The sequence below is a fragment of the Salmonella enterica subsp. diarizonae genome (genome assembly GCF_008692785.1).
GTDB lineage: Bacteria > Pseudomonadota > Gammaproteobacteria > Enterobacterales > Enterobacteriaceae > Salmonella > Salmonella diarizonae.
On record NZ_VXJV01000009.1, the window covers coordinates 96,712 to 108,590 of the forward strand.

At 55.4% G+C, this 11,879-nt stretch carries 12 protein-coding genes; all 12 read right to left on the minus strand.

What is annotated here, in order from left to right; all coding sequences use genetic code 11:
- Positions 1-17 precede the first annotated feature (17 nt).
- Positions 18-1,388 (minus strand): colanic acid biosynthesis phosphomannomutase CpsG, encoded by a 1,371-nt coding sequence (cpsG, locus tag F4V72_RS18825; protein ID WP_111764184.1) that lies wholly within the window; start codon positions 1,386-1,388, stop codon positions 18-20.
- Between the two features lie 110 nt (positions 1,389-1,498).
- A complete protein-coding gene (gene cpsB, locus F4V72_RS18830; protein ID WP_072158769.1) occupies positions 1,499-2,941 on the minus strand; it encodes a mannose-1-phosphate guanyltransferase in 1,443 nt (480 codons plus the stop codon).
- Positions 2,938-4,161, minus strand: a complete 1,224-nt coding sequence (gene wcaI, locus F4V72_RS18835; RefSeq protein WP_053510395.1) for a colanic acid biosynthesis fucosyltransferase WcaI — start codon at positions 4,159-4,161, stop codon at positions 2,938-2,940. The genes cpsB and wcaI overlap by 4 nt, the downstream gene beginning before the upstream one ends.
- A complete protein-coding gene (locus F4V72_RS18840; RefSeq protein ID WP_079813461.1) occupies positions 4,158-4,631 on the minus strand; it encodes a GDP-mannose mannosyl hydrolase in 474 nt (157 codons plus the stop codon). The genes wcaI and F4V72_RS18840 overlap by 4 nt, the downstream gene beginning before the upstream one ends.
- A 2-nt stretch (positions 4,632-4,633) precedes the next feature.
- Positions 4,634-5,599, minus strand: coding sequence for a GDP-L-fucose synthase (fcl, locus tag F4V72_RS18845; RefSeq protein ID WP_111764182.1), 966 nt, complete (start codon positions 5,597-5,599; stop codon positions 4,634-4,636).
- 2 nt (positions 5,600-5,601) lie between these two features.
- On the minus strand, positions 5,602-6,723 hold the full coding sequence (gene gmd, locus F4V72_RS18850) for a GDP-mannose 4,6-dehydratase (protein WP_023246967.1): 1,122 nt from the start codon (positions 6,721-6,723) through the stop codon (positions 5,602-5,604).
- Between the two features lie 23 nt (positions 6,724-6,746).
- Complete coding sequence (wcaF, locus tag F4V72_RS18855) at positions 6,747-7,301, minus strand: colanic acid biosynthesis acetyltransferase WcaF (protein WP_053510400.1); 555 nt, start codon at positions 7,299-7,301, stop codon at positions 6,747-6,749.
- A gap of 15 nt (positions 7,302-7,316) precedes the next feature.
- A complete protein-coding gene (gene wcaE / locus F4V72_RS18860) occupies positions 7,317-8,063 on the minus strand; it encodes a colanic acid biosynthesis glycosyltransferase WcaE (RefSeq protein ID WP_150342491.1) in 747 nt (248 codons plus the stop codon).
- Between the two features lie 12 nt (positions 8,064-8,075).
- Positions 8,076-9,290 carry a colanic acid polymerase WcaD gene (wcaD, locus tag F4V72_RS18865; RefSeq protein ID WP_053510404.1) on the minus strand — a complete coding sequence of 405 codons (1,215 nt, stop codon included), beginning with the start codon at positions 9,288-9,290 and terminating at the stop codon, positions 8,076-8,078.
- The gene (gene wcaC / locus F4V72_RS18870; protein WP_053528867.1) at positions 9,265-10,482 is read right to left on the minus strand and encodes a colanic acid biosynthesis glycosyltransferase WcaC; all 1,218 of its coding nucleotides are present in this window, start codon (positions 10,480-10,482) and stop codon (positions 9,265-9,267) included. The genes wcaD and wcaC overlap by 26 nt, the downstream gene beginning before the upstream one ends.
- Complete coding sequence (wcaB, locus tag F4V72_RS18875) at positions 10,479-10,967, minus strand: colanic acid biosynthesis acetyltransferase WcaB (RefSeq protein WP_023246962.1); 489 nt, start codon at positions 10,965-10,967, stop codon at positions 10,479-10,481. Before wcaB ends, wcaC begins: the two co-directional genes overlap by 4 nt.
- Positions 10,968-10,969: 2 nt before the next feature.
- A complete protein-coding gene (gene wcaA / locus F4V72_RS18880; RefSeq protein ID WP_023246961.1) occupies positions 10,970-11,812 on the minus strand; it encodes a colanic acid biosynthesis glycosyltransferase WcaA in 843 nt (280 codons plus the stop codon).
- Positions 11,813-11,879 lie beyond the last annotated feature (67 nt).

The following is an 11,879-nucleotide window of genomic DNA, read 5'->3' on the forward strand; positions in this document are numbered from 1 at the left end:
TAAGGGGAGATCTGACGTTACTGATTCAGCAGCGCCAGCAGAGTCCGTGTTCGCGCTTCCATCAGCGGTATATCGCCGCGTGACTCCACATTCAGGCGCACCACCGGTTCGGTGTTCGACGAGCGCAGGTTGAAACGCCAGTCGGCAAACGACATACTGATGCCGTCAGTACGATCCACCGCCTGCGCCTCATCCGCAAAATGCCGCTCCACCCGGGCAATTGCCGCCGCCGGCTCCGCCAGCCTGCTGTTGATTTCCCCGCTCGCCGGGAACGCCGCCATCCGGTCCGCCACCAGCCCGCCCAGCGACTGTCCTTTCAGGCACACCAGCTCCGCCACCAGCAGCCACGGGATCATCCCGCTGTCGCAGTAAGCAAAATCGCGGAAATAGTGATGCGCGCTCATCTCCCCGCCGTACACCGCATCCTCAAGACGCATCCGCTCCTTGATAAAGGCGTGCCCGGTTTTTGACATCACCGGCGTCCCGCCCGCCGCCGTCACCACCGCCTCGGTATTCCAGGTCAGGCGCGGGTCGTGGATAATCTTCGCCCCCGGGTGTTTTTCCAGAAACGCTTCCGCCAGCAGGCCGACGATGTAGTACCCCTCGATGAACTGCCCTTTCTCATCAAACAGGAAGCAGCGGTCGAAGTCGCCGTCAAAGGCAATGCCCATGTCCGCCCCGTGTTCAATAACGGCGTTGCGGGTGTCATCGCGACACTCCGGCAGCAACGGGTTGGGAATGCCGTTCGGGAAGGTACCGTCCGGGGTGTTGTGGATTTTGATGAACTCCACCGGCGCGCCCAGCGCCTTCAGGCGGGCTTCGATGGCGTCGATGACCGGCCCCGCCGCGCCGTTACCGGAATTCACCACCAGCTTCAGCGGGGTGAGATTTTTAACACTGATGTAGCCGAGCAGGTGGTCGATGTAGGCGTCGCGCAGGGTGATTTGTCTGTAGCTGCCGCGCGCGGCGTCGTTGACCGGCGGGAAGTCGTTAGCTTCCGCCAGGCGCTGAACATCGCGCAGACCGGTGTCACCGCTTATCGGGCGCGCGCCCTCGCGCACCAGCTTCATGCCGTTGTAGTCCATCGGGTTATGGCTGGCGGTCACTTCAATACCGCCGTCCACGCCAAGGTGGAACGTTGCGAAGTAAATTTCTTCGGTCCCGGACATCCCGATATCCAGCACGTCGACGCCCGCATCCTGTAACCCTTTCGCCAGCGCCAGCTTCAGGGACTTACTGGTCAGCCGCACGTCGCCGCCCAGCACGATGGTTTGCGGTTTTAAATATTCGCCGTAGGCGCGGCCAATCCGCCACGCGATATCTTCATTGAGCTCTTCGCCCAGCCTGCCGCGAATGTCGTAGGCCTTGAAACAGGTTAATTTTGTCATGTTCTTACCCTTCTTCAGGCAACAGTTAGCCCTGGCCGTAAATGGCCAAAATCGTTATTGTTGTTCATTGCCGGACGGCGCGTTGCGCTTACCGGGCATAATTTAAGGCGTCAGACCCGCCCGTAACGGTCCTCGAACCGCACCACGTCGTCCTCTTCGAGATACGAACCAGAACGCACTTCAATTAAATCGAGCGGTATTTTTCCCGGATTTTCCAGGCAGTGGGTCGCCCCCAGCGGAATATAGATGGACTCGTTTTCACCGAGCAGCTTAACCTCGCCGTTGATGGTGACTCTGGCGGTCCCCGCCACCACCACCCAGTGCTCGGCGCGGTGATGGTGCATCTGCACCGACAGTCCTTCCCCCGGCTTGACGGTAATACGCTTCACCTGATAGCGCTCGCCCGCGTCGATGGAGTCGTATTTGCCCCACGGACGGTAAACCTCGCGGTGCATGTGGTGCTCATGGCGTCCGTCGGCCTTGATCTTCTCCACCACCTTTTTTACGTCCTGCACCGCGTGGCGATCGGCAATCAGCACCGCGTCTTTGGTCTGCACCACCACCAGATCCTTCACGCCGACGGTGGTCACCAGGCCGGATTCGGCGTAAACGTAGCTGTTTTCCGTTTTATGGCTGATGACGTCGCCGTGATGGACGTTTCCCTCCGGGGTGTGGGCGCTGATTTCCCATAGCGAGGACCACGAGCCGACATCGCTCCAGCCCGCGTCCATCGGCATCACCACCGCGTCCGCCGTCCGCTCCATCACGGCATAGTCAATGGACTCTTGCGGACAGGCGAGGAAGGCCTCTTCATCCACGCGAATGAAGTCAAGATCCGGATCGACGCCGCGCATCGCCTGTTCACAGGCGGCCAGAATATCGGGGCGGAACTTTTTCAGCTCTTCCAGATAGCGTCCGGCGCGGAACAGAAACATGCCGCTGTTCCAGTAGTAATCGCCGCTGGCGACGTAGGCCTGGGCGGTTTCCAGCCCCGGCTTCTCAACGAACTGCGCCACCTCAAAAGCCACCGCATCCGTCGCGCCCGGCACGACATCGCCGCGCCGGATATAGCCATAGCCGGTTTCCGGCAGATCCGGCACGATACCGAAGGTTACCAGTTTGCCCGCGTCGGCATAGGGCATGGCGCTGCGCACCGCGTCGCGGAAGGCCCCTTCATTGGCGATCGCATGATCCGCCGCCAGTACCAGCATCAGCGGATCGCAGTCCGTATGCTGGCGCGTCGCCGCCAGCGCCGCCAGCGCAATCGCCGGCGCGGTATTGCGCCCGGCGGGCTCAAGAATAATGTTCTCCGTCAGCTTATTGAGCTGGCGGAGCTGTTCGGCGACGATAAAACGGTGCTGTTCGTTGCAGATAACCACCGGGCTTTCGCACTCCACGCCGTTCAGACGGCAAATGGTGGTTTGCAGCATGGTGAGATCGCCTTTCAGGCACAGAAACTGTTTTGGGTAAAGCACGCGAGAGAGCGGCCACAACCGGCTACCGGAGCCTCCGGCCATCACAACCGGGTAAAGTTTTGTCTGACGCATTATCATCCCCGAATATCTGCAATAAATTGGCTTAGCACATTCTCTTTATTGAGCGTGCGTTCGGCGTATTCACGTGCCGTCGTGTTGTTTTTCGGCATGGCGAGCACCTGGCTAATCCCGTCGACCAGCGCGTCGGCCGATTCCGGTTCCACGCAAACGGCGATGCCCGGATAGCGCGCGCAAAGTTGTCCTAATTCGGTGTGCGGCTCAGCGGTAATCACCGCGTTGCCGCCGACCGCCAGAATGTTCGTCAGCTTGGAGGGCAGTACCGCGTCCGCCGCGCCGCGCTTTTGCACCACCAGATGACAATCGCCCATTTTCAGCAACGCGGGCAAGGCGTCGTAAGGCTGAAGCGGGAGGAATTTAATATTTGCCAGGCCGCGTTCGCGGGCCATGTTCTCCAGCCGCGCCTTGCCGCCCCCCTGGCCGACAATCGCAAAAATCAGTGGTCGATCGCGTAATCGCTCTGCGGCGTCAATCACCTTTTCCAGTCCTTGCTTTTCGCCGATATTGCCGGAATAGAGCACGATTTTGTTGCCCTCTGGCAAACCAAGCTGCTGACGCAAAGCCGTCACGTCAGCGTCATTAACGTCCTGAAAGCGCGCCACTTCCGACCAGTTCGGGAAAAAGAGGATTTTTTCCGCCGCGACGCCCTTCTCCCGCGCTTTATTCATCATGGAGCGAGAGATGGTCGAGACGTTATCAACGTTACGCAGCGCGCTGCGTTCAAAGGCCGCCGCTAACCGCGCTACGCTGCCGCGCTTGCCTTTTCCCGCCATCCCTAAGCCGAGCATGGCGTCCACTTCGTAATCCTGAATATGCAGTACGGTACGCGCGCCGGAGAGTTTCGCCAGCAGGCGCATTCCCGGCGTACAAAAGAGCGTCGGTACAACGCCGATAATCCGATCCGGCTTCCAGCGACGCTGCGCCATCAGCGGGAAAAAACTGCTCAATGCAAAGCTCCCCAGATGAAGCAACCGTTTTAAGGTGGAGGGCTGTTTCGGCACATACAACGGGCAGCGCCAGACGGTAGCCTCGCCCTCTTCCCGGCAATAGCGCCAGGCGGAATAGCGCTCGCCAACCTTCCACTGCGGGTAGTACGGCGGCGCAGTGATTACCCGCACTTCATGGCCTTCCCGCGCCATCCACGCCACCATTTCGCCGGTATATTTGCCGATACCGGTCAGTTCCGGCGAATAGTTAATGCCATAGACCAGGATCTTCACAGGCCCACCGCCGGCGCGTCAGGAAGGAAGTAGGCCCGACTGTTATCATGAACATTGTCGCCTGCCAGAAGCTGTTCCGGCGTCAGCCAGCGGTAACCGCCATGCTGGTCGTCAGGCAGGTGTAAATCGCTCTCCGCCATGCGCAGACGAAAGCCGAGCACGATGTAGTGAGTTGAAAAATCCTCTCCGGAAAAGTTGTCGTCATAGAAGTGTTGCCACACGCCATAAAACGTCCCTGCCGCCAGCGGCAGACGCACGCCCAGTTCCGCCTGCGTCAGGCGTTCGAAGGCAGCCTCCAGCGTTTCGTCTTTGCACACCCGCCCCCCCGGCACAAACCAGTAGCCCTGCGCCGGACGGTTGAGACGCTGGCCCAGCAGGATTTCCCCCTGCCCGTTTTCCACGATGAAATCGAGGGAGATGAGGGGCGTGGTCCGCACCACAGCGGCGAAATCTTCCTTGCGTAAAAACATTGTCACCCCCGGAACCGCTGCTGATTCTCAAGAAACCACTGGTAAGTGCCGGCAAGCCCTGCCTCCAGTGAAATTTCGTGATACCAGCCAAGCTGGTGCAGGCGCGTGACGTCGAGCAATTTACGCGGCGTGCCGTCCGGCTTCGCGGCGTCGAACACCACCCGGCCCTGGTAACCCACCACCTTCGCGATGGTCTGCGCCAGCTCGCGGATAGTGCAGTCCACACCGGTGCCGACGTTAATGTGCGACAGCATCGGGTCGGTGTTCTCCTGCCACACTTCGCGCGCCAGCTCCATCACGTGAATGCTGGCCGCCGCCATATCGTCAACGTGCAGAAATTCGCGCATCGGCGTTCCGCTGCCCCACACCACCACCTCCGGCGCGTGGCTCTGCGCGGCCTCATGAAAGCGACGCAGCAGCGCCGGGATCACATGTGAATTGTCCGGATGGAAATTGTCATGCGGGCCGTACAGGTTAGTCGGCATCACCGAACGGTAGTCGCGACCGTACTGCCGGTTGTAGGACTCGCACAGTTTAATCCCGGCGATCTTGGCGATGGCGTACGGCTCGTTGGTCGGCTCCAGCGTCCCCTGCAGCAGCTCGCTTTCCGCCATCGGCTGCCTCGCCAGTTTCGGATAGATACAGGACGAACCGAGAAACAGCAGTTTGTTCACGTTGTGCAGGTGCGCGGCGTGAATAATGTTGCTCTCTATCATCATGTTTTCATAAATAAAATCCGCCGGATACGTGTTGTTGGCGATAATGCCGCCCACTTTCGCCGCCGCCAGATAAACCTGGTCGATATCCGCCCCGGCAAAGAACGCCTGTACCGCGCGCCCGTCGAGCAGATCCAGCTCATCGCGGGTGCGCAACACCAGCTCCACGTCGCCGCGCTGCGCAAGCTGCCGTACAATGGCGGAGCCCACCATCCCGCGATGGCCAGCCACAAAAATTCGTTGCTTGTTCATTCTCAGGACTCCAGCGCGATGGCCACCTCGTAACCGTGAGATTTCAGCAGTGAGTGTTTTTTCGCGGCCTCCAGATCGTTCGCCACCATCTCGGAGACCATCTCCGACAGGGTGATTTCCGGTTTCCAGCCCAGTTTCTCATGCGCTTTGGACGGGTCGCCCAGCAGGGTTTCCACTTCCGCCGGACGGAAATAGCGCGGATCAACGGCCACAATCACATCGCCCGGTTTCACGCCCGGCGCATCGTGTCCGGACACGGATACCACGATCCCTTTCTCATCAATGCCTTCGCCTTCAAAGCGCAGTTTTATCCCCAGTTGCGCTGCCGCCAGCTCCACAAACTGGCGTACGGAATACTGCACGCCGGTGGCAATCACGAAATCTTCCGGCTGCTCCTGCTGTAACATCATCCACTGCATCCGCACGTAATCTTTCGCATGGCCCCAGTCGCGCAGCGAGTCCATGTTGCCGAGATACAGACAGGACTCCAGTCCCTGGGCGATATTGGCGATGGCGCGGGTGATCTTACGGGTGACGAAGGTTTCGCCGCGACGCGGAGATTCGTGGTTAAACAGAATGCCGTTACAGGCGTAAATACCGTAGGATTCACGGTAGTTGACAGTGATCCAGTAGGCGTACAGTTTCGCCACCGCATAGGGGGAACGCGGGTAGAACGGCGTGGTCTCTTTCTGCGGGATCTCCTGCACCAGACCGTACAGTTCAGAGGTGGAAGCCTGGTAGAAACGCGTTTTCTTTTCAAGACCGAGGAAGCGGATCGCCTCCAGCAGGCGCAGCGTGCCCATCGCATCCACATCGGCGGTATATTCCGGCGACTCAAACGACACCGCCACGTGGCTCATCGCGCCCAGGTTGTAGACCTCATCCGGCTGTACTTCCTGTAAAATGCGGGTCAGGTTGGAGGCGTCGGTCAGGTCGCCATAATGCAGATGAAATTTCGGGTTGCTGCTGTGCGGGTCCTGATAAATATGGTCCACGCGCTCGGTATTAAACGATGACGCGCGGCGCTTGATACCATGCACCTCATAGCCTTTTTCCAGCAGAAATTCTGCCAGGTAAGACCCATCCTGTCCGGTTACGCCAGTAATGAGTGCGACTTTTGACATTTTCATTTCCTCAAATAGTCCCGTTAGGGAGTAACTTTCTGAACGCGCTGGCGCGTTACCACTGCGGGATTGCCCCGACAAATCGCATTTGCCGGTAATGATTTAAATACGCTGCTACGCGCGCCGACGACGGTGCCATGACCTATCGTCACGCCGGGCGCGACAAAAACATCGGTCGCCAGCCAACATTTTTCGCCAATAACAATCGGCGCGGCGTTAATATCGAAATGGGCGCTGGTATAATCATGGCTACCGGTACACAAATAACCTTTTTGTGAAATGACCGCATGCGCGCCAATATTAATTTCACCCAACGTATATAACACAGCGTCGTCGCCTACCCAGGCATAATCGCCGACGGTTAATTTCCACGGATAGGTAATTTTTACTGACGGTCGAATAACCACTTTTTTTCCGATTTTGGCGCCAAACAGACGCAGTAAAAAGGCTCGCCAGCAATAGAATATTTGCGGCGACCCTGCGAATAATGTCGCCTGTACCACCCACCATAATTGTACTTTTAGCGCATTAGCGCCGCGGAACTCCTTCGGCACCGTAAAGCCGCTAAGATCCTGCATAATAACTCCTGGTGATTAGACTTTGTTATACCGCGCTTTTGTTTTACCCGTCGTTTTCAGACGTAATAAATAGGATAATTGCGCCCAAAAGCCTGGCACACGTAATATTTTTCGCTGTACGTTTTTTGCATCCTGACATAATTCCAGATTATTCGAGGTTGACACGCCGCCCATCGAAAATTCAGACACCAGTCCGTTAATTCGCCGGAAAGGATAACCTGTTTTATAGAGACGGGCCGCCAGCGCATAATCTGAAGAGACATTATATTGCAGATCATAGGGATGCTTTTTTAACCCTGCCGTCGGGAAAAATATCGCCTGATGGCTGGCTGGCAAACTATGGTAGATATAACACCCGGGTTTAGCCTTCCGGCGTATTTTATGTCCGCCGCCAAAATCCAGCAGCGCGTCGCCAATATACATCGCCTCGCCCGTTTGCCGCACCAGTTGGCGGACAAACAGCGCAACATCATCATGAAACGTATCACCGGAATTAAGAAACAGGGTATAGCGCCCCTGCGCCAGCGCTATGCCTTTGTTCATGGCATCATAAATACCGCGATCTTTTTCACTGACAAAACGCAGGTTAAACTCATCGTGACGTTTTTGCAGAAATTCGCGCGTGCCGTCCTCCGAACCGCCATCCACTACGATCCATTCAAATGACAGACCCGGATCGCGCGCCAGATTGCGCAGCGAGCGCCAGGTTTTTACCACCCCTTCGTAATTGCGAAAGGCGACGGTAACGACGCTTAAAAACATACAACCACCCCGTTATGAAATTTTTAACGCCTTGCGCAAAATGAACGGACAGACGATTAAAAAAGCATATTCCGGGCTAAATATTGAACCGGTAAAAAACAGCGACACCGGCATAAAAAGATAGAGCTGCACCCGAAAATTGCGATTATCGCCAAACGCATTTAGCGCCATTTTTAAAACTTTCCCCATATACCACAGCGTCATCAGCACTGCGAACCAGGAAAAATAAATAATCAGCAGATACAATCCATTGTCTATGGTTTTCCCGACATCCGCACCGTTAAAGATTCCGAATGATGCAACATATTCATAAAGTGAGCCAAATCTGACTACACCATCAATATGGGTCAAGGAATATCCGACCATGACTAATGGTCCCACAATACGATAATAAGAAGATGAGCCTTCCGTCCCTAAATCACCAAGTCGTGTCGCAATATAAGGAAATGCAATAATTACTCCAACCAAAAACAGGGTTAATGAGACCAGCGCCAGTGGAAGTTTTTTCTTTATCGCATCCTTATTCAAATATTGGAACGCCCACTCCAGAAGGTAAAACAGGATAAAAGTCATGACCCCTGAAAATGATCCTGATAATATTATTCCTGCCAGAATCATAGCATCGCTTTTCGGTGTTTTGATACCAAACTGTTTGATGCTCAGCCAAATTGAGATTAGTGCCAAAGCAAAAAATGCCGGTTCAAAATAAAGCGCAGTAGTACGCTTACCGCCAAATTTTATGAAGTTCAGTACATAGCTATTACTGTAAATAAGATATTTCGAAATTCCTTCCATAATACTGCTGCCGCCGGTGAGGATAATTTGCGCCATCTCAACCGCGGCGAGCGTTACTACGACACCCACTACCAGATAAAAAAAACGCAAAACCTTTCGGTGGTTATGCGCGGAAATGGTTTTGAAGCGAATACTCCAGACCATCCCGATAATGATCACAATATAGACAAACAGCATTGTGGACGTGACATATTTACCGGCATTCAGCGACTGGCCGAACAGGAAGTTAAATGCCGTAAGCCCCGCGCCGATGCCTAAGGCGATCATCAATTTTTTTACGCTGATGCGTTCCACAAATAACAGCAGCAACAGCGGTAAAAAAGTGACGATGGTAATGGGAAAGCTTTCCCCCAGTTGGGCGATTTTGACGTTGACCAGTAAGTAGATTAGCGGCAGCAGCAGGTAGCTACAGATTCTGATAGAACGAGACATACTCCTCCAGCATCTGTTGACCGCTGTACGCGGCACGGCTACGCACGCGAAAGGCGTCCAGCGTTGCGCCAAATACCGCCTGAGCAATCTCCGGCTTACGCCGCTGCGCCAGGCGTAGTACATCTGTAGCGGCAAAGGTTTGACCGCCGGATTTCGCCAGCACCTCCTGCGCCGCCTCGCTGTGGGTAGCGATCACCGGTACGCCGATCGAGAGTGCTTCACACAAGATCAGCGGATAGTTATCGACCCGCGAGCTAAAGACCAGCGCATCCATCTCATTGAGCGCACTCATTAATTTACGCTTATCGGTTTCAAAACCGTGATTAACGACGTTCTTCCCGGTAAAAGGCGAAAATTTACCGAAGGTGTGCAGTTCAATTTTTTCGCCCAGCGCCATCATGTCATGTACCAGACGCTGGTCGGTTTTACCGTCGTAACGTAAGTCATGTGCCACAATGGCGATCCGCGGTTTGTCCGCGATCTGCGGCGCAGGCGAGAGTTCCGCGAGAATCGCCTCGGTCGCCAGATCGATACCGTTGTTAATAATCCGGCAGCGCCCCGCGCCATAAACGCTGTTAAAGGCCTCGGCCACGTGCTGGCTCGGCGAAATAAACCGGCAGTCCAGCCGCAGCATGTCACGAAAGCGCTGACGTTTTCCGTCAACAAGCTGGTGCGCCCGATCCACCTTGACCGGCGGATAATTGCTTAGGGTCGGGCATTTTTGGCAGCCGCTTTTCCAGCCCTCGCAACCGTCGGTGAAGGCGCAACGCCCGGTGACGCTCCAGTGATCGTGCAGCGTCCAGACCAGCGTGACGTCCGGTTTTTGCATTTTGACTTTTTCGCAAAACGTCACGATGTCCGCCAGGTTTAGCCAGTAACTGTGGAGAACATGAAAATGCAGCACCAGCGGGCCGGATGTCTGGATAACCGTGCGGTAAAGATTATCGAGATTGCCAAACAAGTCGCGATTCACGAAACGAAACAACGCAATATTAGCGATTGCCGTGCCGCGCGGCGTCTGTTTTATCACCTGCGGATAGCGGTGGTGACTGACGCTTTTTTTTCCGCCTTTGCCATAACCATAGACAAAATGCGACGTCAGTCCTTTTTGCAACGCCCGCAGATGAAGATCCAACGCCACTCCCGCTGCGCCGCCTTCCGCCAGCCGTACATTAAATTGCAGAATATTCATGTATTGACCTTCACCCGTGCTTTTTCTCCCACCACCAGCGCATGGTCCGGAATACTGTCAAGCACCACGCTGCCAGCGCCAATCGTGACGTGATTACCGATAGTAATATCGCCAAGCAGGATGACATTCGCCCCCAGCTCGACGCTGTGGCCAATTACCGGACAAGCCAGGCTGTCCGCGCCGCGATTGCCGATGGTGACGCCGTGGCGAATGGTAAAATCGTCGCCTGCGACGACATGTTTGTTGATCACTACCGCGTAACCATGATGGATAGTGAACCGCCGACCAATGGTCGCCGCGGCCTGGATTTCATACCCGAACAGGCACTCCGTGATCACGCGATACAGCACCAGCACCGGCGCGGCCCACAGATTATTCAGCACATTCTTTTTGCGCCAGACGGAACAAAAATGAGCGATACGGTAGGCCAGCACCATGCAACAGGGTCGTAAGCTCCAGCTATTCGCGCGTAAGTCTTCCAGCATCGTTATCGCCCCCGCAGCCCGGCCGCCAGACGTTTGCTATTACGCACGGAGAGCAACGTCAGCAACGTGCGCCAGGTCATTCGCTTATTGCGAATTTGATACAGCGTAAAAAGCTGGTATTTTTTGCTGGCGCGATCGAATTTATCTTTGTGCTTACGATAAAAATGGAAATAGCCGGAGAATTTTTTCGGCGAAGAGGTAATCTGCATCTCGCCGTGGTTGATATGTAAAATTTGCGTCGCCTCTTCGACTTTCCACGGTTCGCCATACTCCACCACCATGCGCAGAAAAATGTCGTAATCCTGCGCCGCCTTGAGTTCGGTATCGAACAAACACGCTTTGAAACGCCAGGCCCAGGTAAAAACCTGATTACCAATAATATTGCGCTTGTAGAACAAGCGGCGTGAATAAGGGGATTTCGGATACAGCGGCAGACTGGCAGGCTGAGAGTAGACCTCGCCCTCGCACACATAGTCGTTGGCATACAAAAAGGCGTGCGTAGTCAACTGATGCTTATGGGCCAGAAACACGCTCAGACGGTTTGGCGTCCATTCATCGTCATCATCAATACCGGTAATGTAGTGGCCTTGCGCCTGCATAATGGCCTGGTTGCGTACCGCGCAGGCGCCGGTATTCCTGGCGTTATGGGTATAACGGACGCGCGAGTCGTTCAGCTCCTCAACAAATTGTTGTAGCTGCTGATAAGACGAGGAGCAATCATCCACGATGATCATCTCCCAGTGGCGGTAGTCCTGACGTAGTACTGATTTAATCGCCCGGATAGCCAACTGCTGCCTGTTCCAGGTTGGCATATAAATTGAGATCAGCGGATTGTCTGTTGTCATGCTTGTTCCCCAGATAGTTTTGCCGCATGGCGCTGTGCTTATCCGGCCTACAGTCGCAGGCCGCGCC